21 protein-coding genes are annotated in these 22,542 nt (G+C 69.8%); 8 read left to right on the forward strand and 13 right to left on the reverse strand.

Going from position 1 to position 22,542, the window contains the following annotated elements; genetic code table 11:
* Positions 1-31: 31 nt before the first annotated feature.
* Positions 32-754: a hypothetical protein gene (locus UA74_RS08430; protein ID WP_157434062.1), complete on the reverse strand. Its 723-nt coding sequence runs from the start codon at positions 752-754 to the stop codon at positions 32-34.
* 214 nt (positions 755-968) lie between these two features.
* On the opposite strand from UA74_RS08430, the gene UA74_RS08435 reads away from it, so the two are divergent.
* Positions 969-1,436, forward strand: a complete 468-nt coding sequence (locus tag UA74_RS08435; protein ID WP_232237677.1) for a hypothetical protein — start codon at positions 969-971, stop codon at positions 1,434-1,436.
* Between the two features lie 1,041 nt (positions 1,437-2,477).
* Here UA74_RS08435 and UA74_RS08440 read toward each other — a convergent pair.
* The 3 genes from UA74_RS08440 to UA74_RS08450 form a co-directional block, all read right to left on the reverse strand.
* A complete protein-coding gene (locus tag UA74_RS08440) occupies positions 2,478-3,452 on the reverse strand; it encodes a sigma-70 family RNA polymerase sigma factor (protein WP_075739770.1) in 975 nt (324 codons plus the stop codon).
* Positions 3,453-3,727: 275 nt separating this feature from the next.
* Complete coding sequence (dtd, locus tag UA74_RS08445; protein ID WP_075764172.1) at positions 3,728-4,153, reverse strand: D-aminoacyl-tRNA deacylase; 426 nt, start codon at positions 4,151-4,153, stop codon at positions 3,728-3,730.
* A 134-nt stretch (positions 4,154-4,287) separates the two neighbouring features.
* On the reverse strand, positions 4,288-4,956 hold the full coding sequence (locus tag UA74_RS08450; RefSeq protein ID WP_075764174.1) for a lysophospholipid acyltransferase family protein: 669 nt from the start codon (positions 4,954-4,956) through the stop codon (positions 4,288-4,290).
* A 180-nt stretch (positions 4,957-5,136) separates the two neighbouring features.
* Between UA74_RS08450 and UA74_RS08455 the strand changes: the two genes are divergently transcribed.
* Complete coding sequence (locus tag UA74_RS08455; protein ID WP_075764176.1) at positions 5,137-5,463, forward strand: DUF3099 domain-containing protein; 327 nt, start codon at positions 5,137-5,139, stop codon at positions 5,461-5,463.
* 207 nt (positions 5,464-5,670) lie between these two features.
* On the opposite strand, the gene UA74_RS08460 is transcribed toward UA74_RS08455, so the two are convergent.
* From UA74_RS08460 to UA74_RS08470, 3 genes are all read right to left on the reverse strand, one after another.
* Positions 5,671-6,492, reverse strand: coding sequence for a sporulation protein (locus tag UA74_RS08460; protein ID WP_075739774.1), 822 nt, complete (start codon positions 6,490-6,492; stop codon positions 5,671-5,673).
* Positions 6,493-6,659: 167 nt separating this feature from the next.
* On the reverse strand, positions 6,660-7,583 hold the full coding sequence (locus tag UA74_RS08465) for a carbohydrate kinase family protein (RefSeq protein ID WP_075739775.1): 924 nt from the start codon (positions 7,581-7,583) through the stop codon (positions 6,660-6,662).
* On the reverse strand, positions 7,580-8,503 hold the full coding sequence (locus UA74_RS08470) for a pseudouridine-5'-phosphate glycosidase (protein WP_075739776.1): 924 nt from the start codon (positions 8,501-8,503) through the stop codon (positions 7,580-7,582). The genes UA74_RS08465 and UA74_RS08470 overlap by 4 nt, the downstream gene beginning before the upstream one ends.
* Before the next feature lie 39 nt (positions 8,504-8,542).
* On the opposite strand from UA74_RS08470, the gene UA74_RS08475 reads away from it, so the two are divergent.
* A complete protein-coding gene (locus UA74_RS08475) occupies positions 8,543-8,806 on the forward strand; it encodes a DUF3039 domain-containing protein (RefSeq protein WP_075739777.1) in 264 nt (87 codons plus the stop codon).
* Positions 8,807-8,910: 104 nt separating this feature from the next.
* Here UA74_RS08475 and UA74_RS08480 read toward each other — a convergent pair whose 3' ends face one another.
* Positions 8,911-10,257, reverse strand: coding sequence for a YihY/virulence factor BrkB family protein (locus UA74_RS08480; protein WP_075739778.1), 1,347 nt, complete (start codon positions 10,255-10,257; stop codon positions 8,911-8,913).
* 271 nt (positions 10,258-10,528) lie between these two features.
* Here UA74_RS08480 and UA74_RS08485 point away from each other — a divergent pair, with 271 nt between their 5' ends.
* Positions 10,529-12,277 carry a DEAD/DEAH box helicase gene (locus UA74_RS08485; RefSeq protein ID WP_075743555.1) on the forward strand — a complete coding sequence of 583 codons (1,749 nt, stop codon included), beginning with the start codon at positions 10,529-10,531 and terminating at the stop codon, positions 12,275-12,277.
* A 279-nt stretch (positions 12,278-12,556) separates the two neighbouring features.
* Here UA74_RS08485 and UA74_RS08490 read toward each other — a convergent pair whose 3' ends face one another.
* Complete coding sequence (locus tag UA74_RS08490) at positions 12,557-13,363, reverse strand: FkbM family methyltransferase (protein ID WP_198042967.1); 807 nt, start codon at positions 13,361-13,363, stop codon at positions 12,557-12,559.
* Positions 13,364-13,711: 348 nt separating this feature from the next.
* Here UA74_RS08490 and UA74_RS08495 point away from each other — a divergent pair, with 348 nt between their 5' ends.
* From UA74_RS08495 to UA74_RS08510, 4 genes are all read left to right on the forward strand, one after another.
* Positions 13,712-14,833: a sugar ABC transporter substrate-binding protein gene (locus UA74_RS08495; protein ID WP_075739779.1), complete on the forward strand. Its 1,122-nt coding sequence runs from the start codon at positions 13,712-13,714 to the stop codon at positions 14,831-14,833.
* 77 nt (positions 14,834-14,910) lie between these two features.
* The gene (locus UA74_RS08500) at positions 14,911-15,690 is read left to right on the forward strand and encodes an ATP-binding cassette domain-containing protein (protein WP_075739780.1); all 780 of its coding nucleotides are present in this window, start codon (positions 14,911-14,913) and stop codon (positions 15,688-15,690) included.
* A gap of 103 nt (positions 15,691-15,793) precedes the next feature.
* Complete coding sequence (locus tag UA74_RS08505; protein WP_083683027.1) at positions 15,794-17,233, forward strand: sugar ABC transporter permease; 1,440 nt, start codon at positions 15,794-15,796, stop codon at positions 17,231-17,233.
* Between the two features lie 8 nt (positions 17,234-17,241).
* Entirely contained in the window at positions 17,242-18,405 is a 1,164-nt protein-coding gene (locus UA74_RS08510) for an ROK family protein (protein WP_075739781.1), read from the forward strand.
* 134 nt (positions 18,406-18,539) lie between these two features.
* Here UA74_RS08510 and UA74_RS33405 read toward each other — a convergent pair whose 3' ends face one another.
* The 4 genes from UA74_RS33405 to ppgK all read right to left on the reverse strand — a co-directional run bounded on the left by UA74_RS33405 (position 18,540) and on the right by ppgK (position 22,420).
* Positions 18,540-18,719, reverse strand: coding sequence for a DUF7455 domain-containing protein (locus UA74_RS33405; RefSeq protein ID WP_075739782.1), 180 nt, complete (start codon positions 18,717-18,719; stop codon positions 18,540-18,542).
* 359 nt (positions 18,720-19,078) lie between these two features.
* The gene (locus tag UA74_RS08520; protein WP_075739783.1) at positions 19,079-19,825 is read right to left on the reverse strand and encodes an SDR family oxidoreductase; all 747 of its coding nucleotides are present in this window, start codon (positions 19,823-19,825) and stop codon (positions 19,079-19,081) included.
* A gap of 235 nt (positions 19,826-20,060) precedes the next feature.
* The gene (locus tag UA74_RS08525; protein ID WP_075739784.1) at positions 20,061-21,464 is read right to left on the reverse strand and encodes an RNA polymerase sigma factor; all 1,404 of its coding nucleotides are present in this window, start codon (positions 21,462-21,464) and stop codon (positions 20,061-20,063) included.
* Between the two features lie 194 nt (positions 21,465-21,658).
* Positions 21,659-22,420 (reverse strand): polyphosphate--glucose phosphotransferase, encoded by a 762-nt coding sequence (gene ppgK, locus UA74_RS08530; protein ID WP_075739785.1) that lies wholly within the window; start codon positions 22,418-22,420, stop codon positions 21,659-21,661.
* Between the last annotated feature and the right edge of the window lie 122 nt (positions 22,421-22,542).

The following is a 22,542-nucleotide window of genomic DNA, read 5'->3' on the forward strand; positions in this document are numbered from 1 at the left end:
GACCGCTGCGGCCGTCGAGCAGTCCTGCGGCTCAGTCGATCGTCAACGTCGAGGCTCCCGTCGACCAGCCGTCGGCCAGGCTCGTGATCGCGATCACCGTGTAGTCGCCCCGTGCCAGCGGTTCTCCGGTGTGAATCCACTTCCGTTCGCGCAGTTCGGGGCGCTCCCACTCCTCGGCCGCATCCTCGCCTTGTTCATGGTCGAGCTTGGCCTGTTCCACGAGATGCCGCGGCGGATGGGAGCTGAGCGGCTCCAGCGGTGCCAGCCTTCCGTCGCCGTCCACGAGCAGGACGATGCCGCTCCCGTCGTCGTCCGGGTGGACGACGACGGGAGCGGACCCCGCATGCAGGATCTCGGCGGGGGTACCGGCCTGCCTGCTCGGATCCACGGTGCCGGGATCGCCCGTGGCGCGGTCGTGGACGACCGCCGTGACCCACGGCCCGCCGGGAAGCGTGCCCAACACCAGCCATGCGGTCTCCGCGTCGTAACTCATGGCGTGATCCGACACGACGATCCAGCGCGCGGCCGGGTCGGTCAGCGCCGTCCACCTCGCCTGCTCGTCCGCAGCAGGCGCCTGCGCGTCGGGGCTCAGCAACTCGCGCACCGCCGCCGAGTCGTCCTCGGCGAGCGCCTGGGCGAACCGCTGCACGGTCGGGATCACCTCGCTGTCGTCGGGCGGGAGCGCGCAGCCGCAGGCCTGCGGGCCGGAGCCGAACAACCCGCAGGAGGCCGTCAGCAGCACGGCCGTCAGCACGCTGCCGAGCCTGAGGTGGCGACGGTGGCGAGCCGAGAGAGGAGGATGCCGTCGGTCGCTGTTCATGTCTGATCAGATGCCGCGGTCTCTGTGGTCGTTCCCGGCCCACGATGCCGGATCGCACCCCGGCCGGATTGCATAACGAACGGATAACCACCGCATTCGGAGCAACCGGCGGTCTCCCGGGGTCCGTCCTAGAGGCATGAGACGCCTGATGAATGCAGTGAGTGCGGGCGTCCTGCTTCTGGCAGTCTCCGCGTGCGCCGATACTGGAGACGATGTCGGATACGGCGGGACGCCCTCGGCCGAGCAAGCCGAGACGACCGAGTCCAACAGCCGGGACATGTCCTCGCCCGAGATCCCACCGATCGAGGAGGCGCCCGCCGACGCTGCACCGGTCGCGACCGAGCGGGTGGACAGTTCCGCGCTTCCGGACGACTACCCGGTGGAGGTGTGGACCAGCGAGGACGGCACCGTGGTCGGTGCCAACGGCCAGGAGGGCGGCTGCACCGTCGTCAGCGCCGAACTGGCGGAGGAGACCGCAGAGTCGGTCACCATCGCCCTCGTCGAGACCGGCCCCGGCGAAGAGGCGGTGTGCACCATGGACATCCGCATCCGTCCGGTGAGCGTCGAGCTCGCCGAGCCCATCGGCGAGCGCACGGTGATCCTCGAGGCGAGCTGAGCGATCGGCTCCGATGACCAACTGACCAGCCCCCCAGCAGGTGCCCGGTCCCGCGAACGCGGGGCCGGGCACTGTGCTGTGCGGCGGCGGGTGCCGAACTCGCCGCCGTTCTGCTGCCGGAACCGGTTCCGCAGGACCCCCGACGCCGCATCAGCGGCGCCGTGCACTGTCGTCGTCGGCCTCGTCGAGCGGGCGCTGGCTGGGGAGGAGATCGACCGCTGAGCCAGGGTGACGTCCTCCGTGACGGCGTTTGCGCGCGGGGCGTCTCGCCGAACGGAGGCGGGCCGAGTCACCTGTTCGTCCAGGCGTGCCCCCGATGCCTGTCTGACTGGTCGGGTGCGGCAGACGGGGAGCACTCTGCGCAGCGGTGGTCGCCTGCCACCGGCTCCAGGGGACCTCGGCCGTCCCGGCAGGCTCGCACGCGGGCATCGACCACGGCCGTCACCGAGACGGCTCCGGACGGTGCCCACGTCACAGGAGGTCCCGCAGCACCGTGCTGCTGGTCCGCTCCTGGCGGTCTCCGCCCTGTCGCCGCGACCGGTCAGCTTCGCCCGCGGTAGGGCTTGGTTGCCTGTACGCGAGACGAGGCCGCCTCCGGGCCGTTCGGGGCTCTCAGCGCCTGTTGCCGCGGGCTGGTGCGAGCCCACCGCCGAAGCGAACCCGGCGTGGATCGCTGTGCCCGGTGCCGGTGGCCTCAGCTGCTCCGGCACGCCGACGCACAGCGCACATGGCTGGTGCCCGGCAAGTCGCGGGGAGAGGCAGGCCCTGGACTACGGGCACCTCCTGGCGCCGTGCACCAGCGCGGCGCACCGGCACTGCCTGGCGCGTCCCCTGGTGCGATTCGGTGCGGCGGGGTCCGCTCGGGCGTCTCCGGTACACGTGGACGGGAGGTCGGACCCGCCCCCGACGGGTCCGACCTCCCGGAAGGACGCGGCAGCGGGCGGCACACGGCCGACCGCCCCCGCTCACGTTGTCGTACAAAACAGTGCCGTGATGTGAATCACAAGTCAACGCGGCCGTTCGGGTGATGCGGCGGCGCCGTCAGCTCGCGTAAGCGCGCAGCCGCTCAGCGCGGTCGCCCTGCCGGAGCTTGGCCATCACCTCACGCTCGATCTGGCGAACCCGCTCTCGCGAGAGGCCGAAGCTGCGGCCGATCTGGTCGAGAGTGCGCGGCTGGCCGTCGTCGAGGCCATAACGAAGCCGGATCACATGCTGTTCACGGTCGTCCAGCGTGCCAAGGACACGGCGAAGGTCGTCCTGGAGCAGCCCGGAGATCACCGAGTTCTCCGCGTCGGTGGCCTCGGAGTCCTCGATGAAGTCGCCGAGCGGCGCGTCCTCCTCGGCCCCGACCGGCATGTCCAGGCTCACCGGGTCACGCGAGTGGTCGAGCAGGTCGCCGACCTTGTGCGCGGGAATACCGGATTCCTCGCTCAACTCGTCGTGCGTCGCCTCTCGGCCGAGTCGCTGATGCAGGTCCCGCTTGATCCTGGCGAGCTTGTTCACCTGTTCGACGAGGTGAACGGGCAGCCGGATGGTCCGGCCCTGGTCCGCCATGCCTCGGGTGATCGCCTGCCGGATCCACCAGGTCGCGTAGGTGGAGAACTTGAAGCCCTTGGTGTAGTCGAACTTCTCGACGGCCCGGATCAGGCCGAGGTTGCCCTCCTGGATCAGGTCGAGCAGCGGCATGCCTCGGCCGGTGTAGCGCTTGGCGAGGCTGACGACCAGCCGGAGGTTGGCCTCCAACAGGTGGTTCTTCGCTCGGTGACCGTCCCGCACGAGCGCCCGCAGGTCAGTCCGCCGCGCCGGGGAGAGGCGCTTCGCGGTGTCCAGCATGTGCTGGGCGAAGACGCCTGCCTCGATCCGCTTGGCGAGGTCGACCTCCTGCTGAGCGGTGAGCAGCGCTGTTCTGCCGATCCCGTTGAGGTACACCCGTACGAGGTCGGCGGCGGGGCCCTGTGCGTCGAGGTCGGCCTCGGCGTAGGCTTCGGCGGTAGGGATGGTCTGCGGGATGGTCATGGACTTCCCTCCCTGTCACGGGATGTCGGCAAACTGTGGCAGGACGCCGCAGCGTTGGAGCGCCGCGGAGCGCCTTGCCAGGGCGCCGGTTGATCGGGTCGTGGATTCGGAACGTCGGCTATATGGCAAACGTGCTCGGGGCTGGATTCGTTCCCGAGCCGCACAGTGAGAAGACGTCGTCGTCATCACAGCGGTTGCTCGTCCGTGCCTGAGGATCGCCTGAGAGAAAGTTCTGACCGTGGCCGAGCGTCGGGTCGTCGAGCCCGCCTGGGCCCCTAGATCTCGACGATGACGGTGAACGGTCCGTCGTTCACACTCTCCACCGCCATGGCGGCGCCGAACCGGCCCGACTCCACTCGGGCGCCACGTCGTCGCAGTTCAGCGATTACCCCATCGACCAGCGGCCGTGCCTGTTCCGGCCCGGCCGCAGCGCTCCACGAGGGTCTGCGGCCCTTCCTGGTCTCTCCGTAGAGGGTGAACTGACTGACGACCAGCAGTGGCGCGCGGGTGTCCGCGCAGGATCGTTCGCCGTCCAGGATTCGGAGTTCGTGAAGCTTCGTCGCCATCGTGACCGATCGCGAAATGTCATCCGTGTGGGTGACACCGAGCAGGACGAGCAGACCAGGCTCGTCGAGCGCTCCCACCACCTCGTCGCCCACCCGAACCGTCGCCAGGGTGACCCTCGACACCACCGCGCGCACCGCGCACCCCTCTCGTCACTTCGGTCGGCGATCGCCCTGTCCGCGGGGCGGACGCGGCCTCGGGCAGGCCGCCCGATCGGTCGGATCACCTCGACCACGTCGGACGGCCGTCCTCCGGGGCTTCCGGCGCCGCTTTAGGCCGCGTCGGCCTGACGGTGGTAGCTGTCCACGTACTCCTGGCCCGACAACTCGAGGATGCGGTAGACGACCTCGTCGGTCACCGAGCGTTGAATCGGAACCGACGTCGCCATTCCGTCGTAGCGGGAGAAGTCCATCGCCGGGCCGAAGCGCACGGTGACCGGCCTGATCCTCGGCAGCCGCCTGCCGATCGGCTGGACCTGCTCGGTGCCGCTCAACGCGACGGGGACGACCGGGGCTCCGGTGCTCAAGGCCAGTCGACCCACCCCGGTACGTCCTCGATACATCCTGCCGTCGCTGGACCGGGTCCCCTCGGGATAGATCGCGAAGGCCCCGCCGTCGCGGAGGACCTGCTCGGCCTGGTCGAGTGCGTCCTTGGCGGCCCGTCCGTTGCCGCGCCGCACCGGGATGTGACCGAGGCTGCCGAGAAACCACTTCCGCAGCCTGCCGCCCACGCTCGTGGCCTCGAAGTATTCGGCCTTGGCAAGGATCGAGACGCGGCGCGGCACGACCAGCGGGATGATCAGGCTGTCGATGACGGAGAGGTGGTTGCTGGCCAGGATCACCCGACCGGTGGCCGGGATGTTCTCCAGCCCCTCGATCCGAGGGCGGAACACCCACCGCAGCAGCGGCGCGAGCACGCCCTTCGTCAGCCCGTAGAGCACCTGATCTCTCCTTCAGTCCTCGGTCCTGATCGTCGGCATCGTCACCGCCGGGAATCGACCCTCGATCTTCACCCAAGTCGAGTCCCTCGTGCGCCCCGTCGCCGGTGACGTGCGTCACGGCGTGGTCCGGTCTGACCCGTGGGCTGCCGGAGTGGCACGATGGCGGCTGAAGCAGGGGTGATGACCGTGAGCGCATCCGACCAGGGCGACGGCCCGATTCTGATCACTGAGGCGGCTCCGTCTCATGAGGCCGAGCACGCCAGACGACGGCGAAAATACTCGATCATGATGTCGGTACGGCTGGCCTGCGTGATCGCCGCGGCCCTGACTTATCAGATCTGGTGGCTTGCCCTCGGATTCCTGCTGCTCTCCATCCCGCTGCCGTGGATGGCCGTGCTGATCGCGAACGACGCGCCGCCGCGAAAGCGGGAGGACGTGAACCGGTTCCGTCGGACGGCCCGCGAGGTGGAGGGCACGAGCCACCCGGTGATCGACTCCGCCGACTGAGCAGCAGGCCGAGCCTGCACCCCGACCACGTGCCCCGGGCGCCGACTGCCGAGGACTTGCCGGAGTGCGGTCCGGCACCAGCAGCCGGACCGCAGCCTGCTCCCGCGTCTGCCGCGATGCCGACCCTGGCGGGCCGCGTCGTCGAATCAGGCGACGGCCTCGTCGACGCACGGCATCGCGGCAGTACCTCGAGACCTCGGATCTCGGTCAGGCCAGGATCGCAGGCGTCCTCGCCACGTTCGTGAGCCAGGACTGGAGCCGGTCCTCCCAGTCCACCGTGTCGAACTCGGTGTGACTCAGCGAGAAGTCGCCCATGGTCGTCTCGCCCCGAGCCGTGGTGTCCTCGCTCTTGCTCACCCGAACCCGCTTGTCGACCTCGACCACCACCTGGAGGTCCTGCGCTCGGGCGACGAACGTCAACTCGACGTCGTGCAGGTGCTCGACGAACTCCATCGGCGGCTCGTACTCGATCTCCTGGATGAACGGAAGCTGTTGTTCCACGCCGCGGAGCGAGTTGTACTCCAGGTCGGCGGCCTTGGGCACGAAGCCGATGTTGGTCATCGCGTCGAGAATGCGCTGCTGAGAGGGCAGCGGCGTCACCACGATCGGCGCGATCGCCACCGCATCGACGAACGTCCTGACCAGGTCGGCCTCGGCGCGGATGCCCACCGCCATTCCGCTGAGGTAGCCGCTTCGGCTGATCGTGATGGGCGTCTCCCAGGGAAGGACGATCTCGAAGGGCACCATCACCGACTCACCGGGCGCGATCGTGCGCCGGTTGCCGATCTCGACCTTGGTGAGGGGAAGCGTGACGGTGGGATGCGCTGCGGGATCGAGCGTGCTGTTCTCCGCCATGTGGACCTCGGCGACGAGGTCGACGGACAGCGAGCCCAGCTCCTGGGCGGTCTGGCCGCCCAGGAGCAGGACCCCGCCCTGCACGGTCTCGCCCGGGGCGACCTCCGGTACCGAGGGCAGTACCTCGACGGTCGCCCCACCGTGTCCGAACGTGGCCAGCACCTTCTTGAGCATGGAATCCCCTCCGCCTGCGTGGGCCGCCCCGACCTCGCCGTCGGCCCTTGCCGGGCGCGATCTTCTCATCCCCCGATCGGATGAGGGAGGGTGAGCTGCGAGATCGACGCCTGATCGACGACGGGAACCGCGCGGCAGGCAGGTGGCTGCGGGGGAGGACGCCGACGTCAGGCCGTCGAGCAGGCGGCGGCCGGCGGCTGGGCGCCGATCTGCCGGACCGCGCTGCTGCCCATGTCGACCCCCGCCCGCAGGGCGTCGTCCGGTGCCGCGCCCCGCAGCCAGCTGCTCAGGAAGCCCGCATTGAAGGCGTCGCCTGCGCCGGTGGAGTCCACGCACTCGACCGAAGGCGCCTCGACGGAGACCTGTCGGTCGGCGTCGATCCAGGTCGCTCCGGTCTCGCCGGTCGTGACCACCACGGCGCCGACCTGATCGAGCAGCGCGCGGGCGGACTCGGGTTCGGTGGAGCCCGTCAATGCCGCCAGCTCGTCGGTGTTGGGCAACAGGAGATCGACGCCTGCGATGGCGGCGAGGAAGTCCTCGGTCCCCTGGGCCCGTAACAACGCCCCCGCCTGGGGATCCACCGAGGTGGTCAGGCCTGCTGCCCTGGCTGCCCGTAGTGCGGCCACGCCTGCCGGACGAGACGTGCGATCCAGCAGCAGGTAACCCGACAGGTGCAGATGTGCGGGCTTAGGGCCTGCGGCGCCGTCGAGCAGCCCCGGATCGAGGTCATCGGGGGAGACTCGGGCACTGGCGCCCCGGTCGGGCAGCATGGTGCGCTGGCCGGAGGCGTCGACCAGCACGACGACGCAGCAGGTCGCCGCAGCCGGGTCCACGGTGAAGGCACACCGCACGCCCGCCGCCGTCAGCTCCGCCGCCACCTGCCTGCCCGCCGAATCGTCGCCGACCCTGGCGACCAGCAGCGGTTCCACGTCGCAGCGGGCCAGCCACACCGAGGTGTTCGCGCCTGCGCCGCCTGCCGTGAGCCTGACCTGGGCCCTCGTGTCGCCGCCCGTGGCGAGCGGCTCTCGATGCGAGGCGACCACGTCCAGTCCGGCGTCGCCGACGACGACCACGCGGGGCTGGATCGTCATGGCGAATCCGTGAGGGCTACGGCGACCGCCGCCGCCAGCTCGGCGTTGGAGACCACGAGCTCCTCATTGGCGTCGAGGCTGACGCCCTCGCTCGCGTCGTGGAAGTGTTCCAGGAGCACGGGCGTCACGTCCTTGCCGTGCACGCCTCGCTGGGCGAGCAGCTCCAGGCCGCTGCGCAGCAGCTCCTCGTGCAGGCTCTGCGGCATCTCGTGCACGGCGGGGATCGGGTTGGCCAACACCACGCCCGCGCGGCCGGAGACCGACGATCGGTGGGCCGCCACGACGGCCGCCGCCGCTTCAGGGCTGTCCACCCGCCACGGCGAGGGCAGGCCGGAGTCGCGCAGGTAGAAGGCAGGGAAGTTGTCGGTGCGGTACGACAGCACGGGCACCGAACGGCTCTCCAGCACCTCCAGGGTCGCCGGGATGTCCAGGATCGACTTCACTCCCGAGCAGACCACCGTCACCGGTGTGGACGCCAGCACGTCGAGGTCGGCCGAGACGTCCCAGCTCGTCTCCGCGCCACGATGCACACCGCCCATGCCGCCGGTCGCGAACAGGGTGATGCCCGCCGCGTGGGCGAGCGCGGCAGTGCTGGCCACCGTCGTCGCCCCGCTGCCGCGCAGGCCCAGTGCGGGACCCAGGTCACGGCGGGACAGTTTGACCAGGTCGGCGGCAGGGTCGCAGACCCGGTCCAGCTCTGAGTCGGACAGCCCGATCCTGGCCACGCCGTCGAGCACCGCGATGGTCGCGGGTGCCGCGCCGACGGTGCGGATCACCGATTCCAGCCGGGCTGCGACTGCTCTGTTCCGACCTGCGGGCAGGCCGTGCGCGAGCAGGGTGCTCTCCAGTGCCACCACGCCCCGTCCCTGCGCGAGGGCGTCGGCGACCTCCTCATTCACGACCAGTTGCCTCGGTGTCACAACGCCTCCTGTAGTCCGTGGCCGGTTGCCTGGGGCATCATGGACGATGTGAGTACTCCGACGCAGACGCTCCCCGATGTCGACACCCGCCCGGAAGGCGTCGACACGACCAGCGACGACACGCCGAAGATGTTCCACTACGTGCGCAAAGCCAAGATCACCGAGAGCGCGGTGACCGGCACGCACGTGGTGGCGCTGTGTGGTGAGGTGTTTCCCGTCACTCGATCGCCGAAGCCCGGTTCGCCGGTGTGCCCGGACTGCAAGAAGGTCTTCGAGTCGCTGCCGCCCGGCGGCAAGGACTGACTCACCCGGACCGGACTCGGCCCGTCGTCGCGGCCCGGCTGCCACGCAGGTGGTGACACGTCGCAGCAGGGGTTTCGGCCGGGCGACGGCGTCTCCGACCCACGTCAGGGCGCACGGTCTCCGGGGTCGACCCGTCTCGTGGCCGTAGTGGAACCCGGCTCCGTCGTGCCGTCCGCAACGGAGGGCTCGGTGTCGACCGGGTCCGCAACGGCGGCCCGCGCAGCGATGACGTCTGTGGAGGCGGGCGCGGCCTGCGTCGGCACCGCATCGAGGGACGTCTCCTCGGCCGGCACGGTGCCGAGCGGCCCGGCCGTCCGTCCCGCCTCGACCCGATCGCTCGTGTCGCCACTCACAGCGGTCGCCGAACCGCCTGCTCCCGGCGCGCGGTCGCCCGACTCGCCTTGTCGCGACGTCGCCTGCTCCATCTCCCACGGCCCTGGTACGCGATGCCGTCGGCGCCAGGCCTGCCTGCCTCGTTCCAGCCGCAGCCGGGTCGTGACGCGGTCGAACTGTTCCTGTCGTCTGCGCTGCCGTTCTCGATGCGTGGGAGGGGGCGGCCACAACTCGTCGATGCCCGCGTTGACATGCGCGCCGAGGACGATGGCGAAGCCGAGGAAGAACGTGAAGAGGAGGAAGGCGATCGGCGCGCTCAGCGCTCCGTAGCTGTAGCCGGTGTCGGAGACCCAGGCGATGTAGCGACGGAGCACGACCCCGGCGGCGAGGAAGACCACCACGGCCAGCACGGCGCCGGGCAGCCCTCGGTGCCACGGCGGCTTGCGCGGCAGTGCGACCTTGTAGAGCGTCGTGATCGTGAGGGTGAGCAGCAGTCCGGCGATCGGGTAGTACATCCAGTCGCCAAGCCGGTTGATCCCCGGCTGCCACGAGTCCGGCAGCAGAGAGATGAGCAGATCGGGTCCGAGCGCCAGCACCGGCAGCGTGATCATCGCCATGAACAGGCCCGCCACGTAGAGCAGGAGCGCGACCATCCGCTGCCAGACGGGATTGCGGACGTCGTACTGCTGATAGGCGACGGTGACGGCGTCGATATAGGACGCCATCGCCGACGAGCCTGCCCACAGCGAGGTCAGGAAGCCCAGCGAGACGATGCCGCCCCTGCCCTGGGTCAGGATGTCCGTGACGGTCGGGGCGATGATCTCCTCGACGAGCGTCGGACTGAAGACGTGTGCACAGAACGCGAGGATCTGGGCCTGGACCTCCGCGACGACCTCGGGGCCGAACCAGCCGCCGACGAATCCGATGCTGCCGAGCACGCCGAGCAGCAGCGGCGGCAGGGACAGCGTCGACCAGAACGCGGCTTCGGCCGCCTCCGCGCCGATGTCGTCCTCCCAGGCTCGGCGCAGCGTCCGTCGGGACAGCGTGGCGAGTCGGGTACGTCCTCGGGCGGTCCCGTCGCGTTGCTGCTCAGCGTCGGTGTCGTCGACCTGGTCCATGGTGATGTCCAGGATGGTTCATCGACTGTCTCCGCCGATCACCGGCCGTCCGCTCGGCGAGTCGCCGACCGTGCGATGGCTGCGTGGTGGCGGCCGGACGACACCGTAGACGGGTAAACTGCCGGCTGCCCTCTTCGAGATCCCGACGCCGTCGCGGGAGTCTCCGTCACGAGGGCCTTCGTCTGTCCGCAGTCGGACTCGCCCGCCCAGCAAGGAGGTGCAGCACCTCGTGGCTCACTCGCCGTCGGACGGCCTCGTCGTCTCCTCGACCATGGATCCGCCGGTTGCGGCCGATCCGCGTGAGCGGCCGTTGCGCGCCTGGCAGCGCCGGGCGATCACCCGGTATCTCCGGGATTCACCGCAGGACTTCACGGTGGTGGCGACTCCGGGAGCAGGCAAGACCACCTTCGGTCTGCGCATCGCCGCCGAGCTGCTCGCCGATCGCGTGATCGAGCGGGTCACCGTGGTGACTCCGACGGAGCACCTGAAGCATCAGTGGGCCCAGTCCGCCGCCTCGGCGGGGATCGCGATGGACTCCTCATTCCGCAACGCGGCCGGGGCCAGCTCGGCGGACCTCGACGGCGTCGCGGTCACCTACGCCCAGGTCGCGGCCCATCCGACGCTGCACCGGGTGCGCACCGAGCGGCGCAAGACGCTGGTGATCCTCGACGAGATCCACCACGCGGGCGACGCCAAGTCCTGGGGCGACGCCGTCCGGGAGGCCTTCACCCCGGCGGCTCGACGGCTCGGCCTGACCGGGACCCCGTTCCGCAGCGACGACACGCCGATCCCGTTCATCACCTACGAACCGGACGGCGAGGGCTCCCCGCGCAGCAAGGCCGATCACTCCTACGGGTACGCCGAGGCGCTGCGCGACGGCGTGGTCCGGCCGGTGCTGTTCCTCGCCTACTCGGGTGAGGCTCGCTGGCGTACCAGTGCGGGGGACGAGTACGTCGCCCGGCTCGGGGAGCCGTTGAGCGCCGAGGAGACCGCTCGCGCCTGGCGTACCGCGCTCGACCCGGCGGGGGAATGGATTCCCGCCGTGTTGCAGGCAGCGGACACCCGGCTCTCCCAGCTCCGGGCAGGCGGGATGCCGGACGCGGGCGCCCTGGTGATCGCCTCGGATCACGTCTCGGCGAAGGCCTACGCGAAGATTCTCGCCACCATGACGGGGGTCGAGCCCGTGGTCGTGCTGTCCGACGATCCGCAGGCCTCCAGCCGGATCGGCGAGTTCTCCCTCTCCGACGACCGGTGGATGGTCGCGGTGCGGATGGTCAGCGAGGGCGTCGACGTCCCCAGGCTCGCGGTGGGTGTGTACGCCACGAGCGCCTCGACGCCGCTGTTCTTCGCACAGGCGATCGGTCGGTTCGTCCGGGCTCGCAAGCCCAAGGCGGGTCCGCCGGGGGCCAGGGAGACGGCGAGCGTGTTCCTGCCCAGCGTCCCGGTGCTGCTGGACCTGGCCAGCGAGCTCGAGGCCCAGCGGGATCACGTCATCGGCAAGCCGCATCGGGAGAAGAACGGCTGGGACGATGAACTGCTGGCCGAGGCCAACCGGCAGCGCGACGAGCCCGGCGAGGAGGAGAAGGCGTTCACCTCCCTCGGCGCCGAGGCAGAGCTGGATCAGCTCATCTACGACGGTTCGTCGTTCGGGACGGCCGCCTTCGCCGCGACCTCCGATGAGGAGGACTACCTGGGGCTGCCGGGACTGCTCGAACCGGATCAGGTCCGGGCTCTGCTGCGGCAGCGGCAGGAACAGCAGCTCGACGCCGCCGCCGCCCGTCAGGCTCAGAAGGCGGCGGCCCCGGCTCCCGCGGCGCCTGCGCGAAGCCGGAACACGACGGAGCGGCTCGCCGAACTGCGCAAGGAACTGAACACACTGGTCGCCCTGTATCACCACCGGACCAAGAAGCCGCACGGGGCGATCCACAACCAGCTGCGCAAGTACTGCGGCGGACCGCCGACCGCGATGGCCACCATCGATCAGCTCGAAGAGCGCATCGCGACTCTGCGTTCCTGGTGAGTCGCGGCGGCACTGTCTTCGCCTCCTGACGCTGTCGCCTCCTGACCGTGCGTGCCGACGGTCGACGGCCGGTGTTCGAGCCGGTGCCGATGTTCGGTGCGGTCGCGAGACTGCGAGTCGGCGTGCGACGGCGGTCAACGGGACCAGTCTGACCGCCGGGATTCCCGCCGAGCGCGTCGAAGAGCCGAGCCGTCTCCCCTGAGCCGGGTCGGGGGAGACGGCTGCCGCCTGCCGATTCAGCGCGGGCGCGAGGCAGACCGCCGTTTCGGTGCTGGTGGATCAGCGGGCGGCGATGGGGCGCGCGGTGAACAGGTAGTTGCGGTGCTGCTCGGTGACCTGCTCGGTCTTCCGCCAGCCGTCCTCCCACACGTAGGGGACGTAGTCCAGGGTCGCGAGCCTGGCCACGAGATCTTCGGCGCGGTGCTCGAACTTGGCCAGATGCCGGTCCTCGATCTCCAGCAGCAGTGCGGGCCGGTTCTCCTTGAGCACGCGGCCTGCTCCGTCCAGCAGGGCCAGTTCCGCGCCTTCGACGTCGGCCTTGATGAAATGGACCTCGGACAGACCCTCACGCGCGCACAGTTCGTCGACGGTGGTCACAGGCACTCGGATCGGCCGGTTGGACGCGAACTCCGCGTTCGGGCCGTGGTTCTTGGCGCCGGTGGTGAGGAAGGCACGTCCGTGCACCGGCAGCCCGTTGCGGCGCGGCAGGCTGAGCACACCGGCGCCGGAGTCCGCGCCGACGGCGGTCGCGTGGACCTGGGCGTTGCGTGCGCCGAGCCCGCGCAACGCCACCCGCAGGGCCTTGACGAGGCTCGGCTGCGGTTCGACGGTGTGCACCACACCCTGGGCACCCACGAGTCGCAGCAGCTGATAGGTGTAGAGACCGTACTCCGCTCCGATGTCCAGGCAGGTGTCTCCCGGGCGGACGACCGCGTCGAGACCGAGGATCTCCTTCTCCACGAAGGACGTCCGGCCCGCGAACCACCGCAGCACTCTGACGAGGTTTCTCGTCCGGCCGTTCACGAAGGCGCCGGAGTTCTCCGGCAGGGGCGGGACCGGCCGCAGGCGGGGTGCTGGGTCACTCAATCTGGTCTCCGGAGTCTCGCTGCCGAACGCATCTGGAGGAAGCAGGGTGTCGGGCCCGCCGTGTGCGGGGCTGCTGCGGACCGTACGGAGAGCGTAGGCGACGTGCCTCCGCCGCATGGTCGTCCGGCGCAACTGTCGTGTCCTGGTTGTGCGGTTCGACCCCAACTGGGTGAGTCGCGTCCGCTGATCGCGTCGAGTTTTGCCAGATCGTGATCTGACTTCGCCAGATTGCTGGCACGTACGTGTTCCCTATCACTCGTTCGGGGGTTACGTTGTGGCGCACAACATTTCCCCACCCTCAGTGCAGGATCTGCTGCGCTCGGTACTCGACGAAGAGAAGGGGAGGCCATGCGCGTCAGGAGCATGTTGGCCTTGACCAGCGGATTGGTTCTCGTCCTCGCAGGCTGCGGGGCAAACCAGGCGTCCGAGACGCCCGAGGACACCGGTTCGACCGGCGGCGGAGCGGCGGACACCGGCCTGGTGGTCGGCGTCATCCTGCCCGACACGGAGAGCTCCGCCCGGTGGGAGGGCTTCGACAAGCCGTATCTGGAGAGCGCCTTCGCCGAGGCAGGCGTGGAGGCCGACGTCCAGAACGCTCAGGGAGACATCCAGCGGTTCTCCACGATCGCCGATCAGATGATCCAGCGCGGAGTCGACGTCCTCGCACTGACCAACCTCAGCAACGAGAGCGGCGCGGCCGTCCAGCAGCGGGCCGAGGCCGCGGGCATTCCCACCATCGACTACGACCGGCTCACCCTCGGCGGCAACGCCCAGTACTACGTGTCCTTCGACAACACCCAGGTCGGCAGGCTGCAGGGTGAGGGCCTCGTCGAGTGTCTCGGTGACCAGTCTGGTGCGCAGATCATCGAGATCCAGGGCTCGCCGACCGACAGCAACGCGACCCTCTTCCAGGAGGGGCAGCGCGAGATCCTCCAGCCGCTGTACGACTCGGGCGAGTACGAACTGGTCCAGAGCCAGCCGATCGACCAGTGGGAGAACCAGGTCGGCGGCCGGACCTTCCAGCAGATCCTCACCAGCAACGGCGGCGAGGTCGACGGTGTCGTGGCCGCCAACGACGGCCTGGCGGGCGCGGTGATCACGGTCCTCCAGCAGGCGGGTCTGGCGGGCGAGGTGCCGGTCACTGGCCAGGACGCCTCACCGGAGGGACTGCGGTCCATCCTGCTCGGCGACCAGTGCATGACCGTCTACAAGCCGGTCTTCACCGAGGCGCAGGCCCTGGTCGACCTGGCCGTTCCGCTGGCCCAGGGCGATACCGAGGCCGCCGACGCGTTGGCCTCCGACGTCAGCACGGACACCGAGGGAGATCGTGAGGTCGCCTCGGTGCTGCTCGACCCGGTCCTGGTCACCAGCGAGAACGTCCAGCAGGTCGTCGACGACGAATGGGTGTCGGTCGAGGACCTCTGCGCGGGCGAGGTGGCCGACGCCTGCTCCGAGCAGGGCATCTCCTGATCCGTCCTCAATCCTCGCCGGAGGCCGCGACGCGCGGCCTCCGGCGGCTTCCCTCACGGCTCGAAAGGTGTGTCGGCGTGGCCGAAGGCGATCCGATCCTGGAACTTCGCGCGGTAAACAAGAGCTTCGGACCCGTGCACGTCCTGCACGACGTGGACTTCGTCGTCCGTCCCGGCCAGGTCACGGCGCTGGTCGGCGACAACGGCGCGGGCAAGTCGACGCTGATCAAGTCCATCGCGGGCATCCACCCCATCGATTCCGGCGAGATCCTCTTCGACGGCAGGCCGGTGCGGATCAACGATCCGAAGGACGCGGCCGAGCTGGGCATCGAGGTCGTCTATCAGGACCTCGCGCTGGCCGACAACCTCGACATCGTGCAGAACATGTTCCTCGGCCGCGAGCGGCTGCGCGGCGGCCTGCTCGACGAGGCGGACATGGAGAAGGCCGCGCGCAGCACGCTGTCGGCTCTCTCGGTGCGCACCGTGTCCTCGGTCCGTACGCCGGTGGCCTCGCTGTCCGGCGGTCAGCGCCAGACCGTCGCCATCGCCAAGGCGGTGCTCTGGGAGAGCCGGGTCGTGCTGCTCGACGAGCCGACCGCCGCCCTCGGCGTCGCCCAGACCCGCCAAGTGCTCGATCTGGTCCGCAGGCTCGCCGAACAGGGTCTCGGCGTCGTCCTGATCAGCCACAACCTCAACGACGTCTTCGAGGTCGCCGACCGGGTCGCCACCCTGTACCTGGGCAGGCTCGTCGCGGAGCTGCCGGTCAAGGAGACGAACAACAGCCAGGTGGTCGAGCTGATCACCGCAGGACGATCCGGCGACATCGGACTGCGTCGCCCGGAGAACGTCGCGCTCTGAATCTCAGCCTGCCGGACGCGGGTCGTCGACCCGCGAGCCTGCCTCGCCACTCGACCACGGCAGCGCCGCCAGCGCGGCGCCCTCATCGCGCAAGGATGACGACATGACAGAGGGCTCAGCCTCCTCGTCTACCAGCCCGGCCTCGACCACGACGGACCAGCCAGCCGAGGGCTTCGGCATCGACACCACCCGACGGGACACCGCAGGGGCGCTGCGTGACTATGTCTCCCGGCTGCGCGGCGGCCAGCTCGGTGCGCTGCCCGCCTTACTCGGACTGGCCACGCTCTTCGTCGTCTTCGCGCTGCTCTCGGACCGATTCCTGACCCTGGGCAACCTCGCGAACCTGCTCAGCCAGGGCGCGGGCACCGCGGTGATCGCCATGGGCCTGGTGTTCGTCCTGCTGATGGGCGACATCGATCTGTCTGCGGGCACCGCCTCCGGAGTGGCCGCCTCCGTGATGGCCCTGCACCTCGTCGAGGGCGGCAACCTGCTCGGTGCCATGGGCGGCACCGTCTTCGCCGTCTTCTGCGGCGGGCTGGTCGTCGCCGCCGTACTCGCCCTGGTGATGCGGGTCTGGGCAGGCGCGGCCATGGCGATCCTCGGGCTGCTCCTGGTCCTGCTGGGCGTGCCTGCCAACCCGTGGCTGGAGATGCTGCTCGCGATCTGCGTCGGCGCCGCCATCGGCTGCATCACCGGCTTCCTCGTCGCCCGCGTCGGCATCCCGGCGTTCGTGGTGACCCTGGCGCTGTTCCTCGCCTGGGGCGGCGTGGTCCTTCAGCTGATCGGCCAGGGCGGCACGCTGGGGCTGCGCAACGACGTGATGTTCTCGGTGGCCAACGGGAATCTGCCGATCTGGGGAAGCTGGCTGCTCTTCGTCCTCGCAGCGGGCGGATACTCGGCGCTGCTGCTCATCCGCCACTTCAACCGGCTTCGTCATGATCTCGTCGCCCAGCCCACGCCGCTGGTGCTGACGCGAGTGGGCGCCGTGCTCGCTCTCGGCGCGTCGGCCACCTGGCTGCTGACGATCAACCGGTCCAACAGCGAGACCATCCAGATCGCAGGCGTTCCCTACGTCGTGCCGATCGTGCTGGTGCTGCTCGTCCTCGGCACCTTCGTCCTGGACCGCACCCGGTACGGCAGGCACCTCTACGCCATCGGTGGGAACCGGGAGGCCGCGCGACGGGCGGGCATCGACGTCGCGAAGCTGCGAATGAGCGTGTTCGTGGTGTGCTCCACCGTCGCCGCCGTCGGCGCGATCATCTATTCCTCGAAGGTCGGCTCGGTCGATCCCCAGGCAGGCGGCGGGAACACCCTGCTCTTCGCCGTCGGTGCGGCCGTGATCGGCGGAACCTCGCTGTTCGGCGGCAAGGGCCGGGTCCGTGACGCCGTCATCGGCGGTGCCGTCATCGCCACCATCGACAACGGCCTGGGCCTCCTCGGCCAGTCGGCGGCCATGGTCTCCATCGTGACCGGCCTGGTACTGCTGCTCGCCGCCAGCGTCGACGCCGTCTCCCGTCGACGAGCCGCCGCCGTGGGGCGGTAGTCGATCCCATGGCACTCGGAGCCCGTCCGGACGGCGTGCGCAGGCACAATCGCAGCACCCTGCTGCGCAGACTGCACACACTCGGTGCCGGCAGTCGCACCGAGCTGGCCGCGGAGCTGGGCCTCAACCGCAGCACCATCAAGGCGTTGGTCGACGGGCTGGCCGCTGCCGGACTGGTCACCGAGCGGGCGGTGGCGCCGAACGGAACGGCGGGCCGCCCCTCGCTGCTGGTCTCGCCTCGGCCCGAGTCGCTGTGCGTGCTGGCGGTGGACGTCGCGGTGGAGCGCATCACCGTCGCGCTCGTCGGATTCGGCGGCCGCATCCTGGTCGGGAGGCACCGTCCCGTCCAACGCGGGGACACCGAGCCCACGGTGGTCATCGAACGGGTGGCCGCCGTGGCGGAGGCCTTGAGCCTGGGCGGTCTGCGACCCGCCGAGGTCGCGGTGTCGGTGCCCGGCATCGTGCGGCGTGCCGACGGGCTCGTTCACGAGGCGCCGAATCTCCGCTGGACCGAGGTGCCACTGGGGACGCTGCTCGGCGAGGCGCTCGACCTTCCGGTGGCGGTCGGCAACGATGCTGATCTCGGAGCCCTGGCGGAACACCGGCGCGGCGCGGCGCGGGGCGTCGGCGACGTCGTCTACCTGTCTGCCGACATCGGCGTCGGCGGCGGCGTGATCACCGGTGGACTGCCCCTGCGCGGCTCGACCGGTCACGTCGGCGAGGTGGGACACATGGTCCTGCGGCCGGGCGGGCGGCTCTGCTACTGCGGCTGCCGAGGCTGCTGGGAGACCGAGGTGGGCGAACAGGCCCTCAGCCGGGCACTCGGTCTGCCTGCCGACGCCTCCCGACGGCGCCTGGTCGCCGAGCTGCGGACGATCGCGGAGAAGCAGGACACGATGCACGGCAGGCTCGACGAGTACGCGGGCTGGCTCGGCGTCGGAGTGGTCAACCTCGTGAATCTGCTCGCCCCGGAGCTCGTCGTGCTCGGCGGCCTGCTCGCCGCACTGCCCCCCGACCTGCTGGCGGGGGTGGAGGCTCGAGCACGTGACCGGAGCCTGGTCGGCCGGGCCGCCGCCAGGTCCGTACGCATCCGGCCCGCCGAGCTGGGTGGCCAGGCGAGCCTGCTCGGTGCGGCCGAACTCGCCTTCGAACGGGTCATAGCGGCGAGCTGACCGCCGGGCCGGTCAGACTGGCCGCAGAGCGGGCGAGGGGAGACGACGCGGACCTTGAGACCTGGGGACATGAGTCCGGGCGGGGACCCGTCGTGGGTACCCCGCCCGGAGCGATCGAGATCCGGCAGTGAGTATCAGCCGTCTTGAATGTCGGCTGCCAGCTCACGAAGACGCGTTTCATGCTCCCTCGCGTGGTGGCCGCAGAAGAGCAGCTCGCCACCCGAGGGGAGGACGGCGCGAACTTGGGCTGCCGCCCCGCAGCGGTCGCAGCGGTCTGCAGCGGTGAGCTCGGGGCGGGTGAGCGTTCCTGTCATGTTGCCTCTCCCTCCGTCCCGGGTCGGGGGTTCCGACGCCGTCGGGCCTGCCGCGTCCACCGCAGGCCCGTCATGGACGGGCCGTGGTGTTCGCTGCCACCCACTCTTACAGACGCTCGGCGTCTCGTCAGTGTTCCCGCGCCTCGCGGCGAGCCGGATCACGTCTTAACACCCGGTTGCAGCAGCCTTCGTTTCCCGGATGGCCTAGCGTCTGCCCGAGTAATCACTGCGAGTGTCGTGATTGTCACCCACAGTCGACTTTCGGTGGGTCGGTGGGGCCTTCATCCCCGATTCGAGATAAAGACCGGCAGGTCAGAATAGGTTACAGTCGTCGCCCGTCGTTCTCGATCGGACGCTGATCAGAGCCCTCCCGCCACCCGCAGGACGGCGCCGGTGACATACGAGGCGCCTTCGGTGAAGAACCACTCGACGGTCGTGGCGATCTCCGCCGGCCGTCCCGCGCGCCCCATCGGTATCCGTGCGGCCACCCGATCCGCCCGGTCCGGCACCCCGGACGACGCATGGATCTCGGTGTGCACGGTTCCCGGAGCCACCGCGTTGACCCGGATTCCCGACGTCGCGACCTCCTTGGCCAACCCCAGGGTGAAGGCGTCCACAGCGGCCTTGGCCGCGGCGTAGTGGACGTACTCACCGGGGCTGCCGAGCGTGGCCGCGGCCGAGGAGATGTTCACGATCACGCCGCCCCTGCCGCCTCGCTCGGTGGACATGTCCCGCACCGCCCTGCGTGCGCACAGGATGACGCCCGTGACGTTCACGTCCAACACTCGACGGAGCGCGGCGGGATCCAGCTCGGCCAGCGGCCCGACGGTGCTGGTCACCCCGGCGTTGTTGACGAGCCCGGTAACGGGCCCCAGGATCGCCGTGGCCTCGTCGAAGAGCCGTTCCACGTCCTTCTCGATCGAGGTGTCCACGCGGACCGCACACGCCGCTTGACCGTGCCGCTCGACGGCGGCCACGACCTCGAAGGCGGACCGCGAGTCCTGTCGGTAACCCACGCAGACGCGATGACCGGCCTCGCCGAGTCTGCGGGCCGTCGCCGCACCGATTCCCCGGCCGCCGCCGGTGACGATCGTGACCTGGTTCATCCGCATCCTCCGGCGTTCGGCTTGGGGTGACTCGCCGTACTCGCGACGGTCGGTCCCCGCTTCTGCGCGACACGAGGCGGGGATGTTCGGCGACCGGGTCCGACGAGGGGGCGCGGGGGCGAGCAGGCATGCGATCGGACGGGGCGCCGAACGCGACGCGGCTCCGAGTCGAAGTCGACTCGGAGCCGCGGTCGTTGCTCTGTTCCGGTTCGTCCTGGCCGGGCAGGCCGTCCGATCAGTCCAGGTAGTCGCGAAGTACCTGGGACCGGGACGGGTGCCGAAGCTTGGACATCGTCTTCGACTCGATCTGCCGGATGCGCTCCCGCGTGACGCCGTAGACCTGGCCGATCTCGTCCAGCGTGCGCGGCTGACCGTCGGTCAGGCCGAACCGCAGGCGCACCACGCCTGCCTCCCGCTCGGACAGCGTGGCGAGCACGGACTGGAGCTGGTCCTGCAACAGGGTGAACGAGACGGCGTCGACCGCGACCACGGCCTCCGAGTCCTCGATGAAGTCACCGAGCTGCGAGTCACCCTCGTCGCCGATGGTCTGATCCAGCGAGATGGGCTCCCGAGCGTACTGCTGGATCTCCAGCACCTTCTCGGGCGTGATGTCCATCTCCTTGGCGAGCTCCTCCGGCGTGGGCTCTCGGCCCAGGTCCTGAAGCAGCTCGCGCTGGATGCGACCCAGCTTGTTGATGACCTCGACCATGTGCACCGGAATCCGGATGGTGCGTGCCTGGTCGGCCATCGCTCGCGTGATCGCCTGCCGGATCCACCAGGTGGCGTACGTGGAGAACTTGTAGCCCTTGGTGTAGTCGAACTTCTCGACGGCCCGGATCAGACCGAGGTTGCCCTCCTGGATCAGGTCGAGGAACGCCATGCCTCGGCCGGTGTAGCGCTTGGCGAGGCTGACGACCAGCCGGAGGTTGGCCTCCAGCAGGTGGCTCTTGGCCCGCTCGCCGTCCCGGACGATCCAGCGCAGATCGCGCCGCATCTGGGGGGAGAGCTTCTCGTCCTCCTCCTCGGCCTTGCGCAGCCGCTCGGCGCCGTAGAGGCCTGCCTCGATCCGTTTGGCGAGTTCGACCTCCTCTTCGGCGTTGAGCAGCGCCACCTTGCCGATCTGCTTGAGGTAGGCGCGAACCGAGTCGGCCGAGGCGGTGAGCTCCGCGTCCTTGCGTGCCTGACGCAGGGCCTCGGACTCCTCCTCGTCCCAGACGAAGTCACTGCTGTTGGCCTTGGCCACCTCTTCGCTGGTGGCCTCGACCTCGGTGATGTCGTCGGTGAGATCCGCCGCGACCTCGACCAGGTCGTCGCTGCCGGGCGCCGGGTCGAGCTCGACGGCCTCGTCGAGCTCCATGCCCTCGTTCGGCTCCTCGCCCTTGGCGGAGCCCTTCTTGGCCCGAGTGGTGGTGGTCCTTGCGGGTGCCTTCTTCGTGCCCGGCGCTGCCTTCTTCGCCGGGGCCTTGGAAGTCCCGCCCGCCGACTTGGTCGTCGAGGTCCTCCTGACTGGGGTCGGCTTCTTCGCGGCCGAGTCGGCGTCAAGCTTCGCGGCCGCCTGCGCCGGCGTGGCCGTCGTCGACTTGGCGCCGCCTGCGGCGGCGGAGCTGGAGCGTCGGGTTGCGGTTTCTGCGGCTGCCACGTACGCCCTTTCGCGACGATCGATCACGGCAGGCCGCAGGTCGCGAACCTCGGCCGCCAGATGTTCGGGGAATCACCCGTTCTGCCAGCTCACTGGGGGCAGCTGGCCGGGTATGCGTTCCATTGTAACGACATATCCGGCTTGGGGAACTCAGTGCGAGCCCCCAGACGGGCGCATCATGCGTCGTAGGCCGCCTAATCGTCGCCGTTGCAGGCGGCGGAGGCGGCTCCGACGATGCCCGCGTCGTTCTTCAGATGAGCCGCCACGATCGGCGTGCGCGCGTCCAACAGCGGCAGCCAGCGGGAGGCCTTCTTGCTGACACCGCCGCCCGCGATGATCAGGTCCGGCCAGATCACCTTCTCCAACGCGTGGATGTAGCGGTCGACTCGCTTGGCCCACTCCTCGTAGGTGAGGTCCTCGTCGTCCTTGACCGACGCCGCGGCGCGCTTCTCCCCGTCGAAGCCGTCGACCTCCAGATGGCCGAACTCCGTGTTCGGCACGAGTCTGCCGTCGAGGAACATGGCGCTGCCGATCCCGGTGCCGAAGGTCAGCACGACCACCAGACCGCGGTGGCCGACTCCCGCCCCGAGCATCATCTCGGCGGTTCCCGCCGCGTCGGCGTCGTTGAGCACGACGATCTCGTCGACGGACCGGTCCAGGCGGTTCGCGAACAGGGCTCTGGCGTCGGTGCCGATCCAGGCGTCGTCGACGTTGGCCGCGCTGCGCGCGATGCCGTCGGCGATGACGCAGGGCAGCGTGACGCCTATCGGCCCCTCCCACTTGAAGGCCGTGGTGATCTCCGCGACCACCTCGGCCACGGCCTCGGGCCGGGACGGCTGTGGAGTGGGGATACGCAGTCGTTCCCCCTCGAGAGATCCCGCCTCCAGATCGACCAGACATCCCTTGATCCCGGAACCGCCGATGTCAATGCCGAAACCGCGGGTAGCGCCGCCCATCCCGAGGTCCTTCCTTCTCGATTCAGTAATGGTGGGGAGACCTTAGGACATAATCCCTGAGGATGGTGAGTCTGTGGTGAGCCAGTTGGCGCAGGCAGTGCGCCTGCCTCTGCCGCGTCCGG

The organism is Actinoalloteichus fjordicus, from assembly GCF_001941625.1.
GTDB lineage: Bacteria > Actinomycetota > Actinomycetes > Mycobacteriales > Pseudonocardiaceae > Actinoalloteichus_A > Actinoalloteichus_A fjordicus.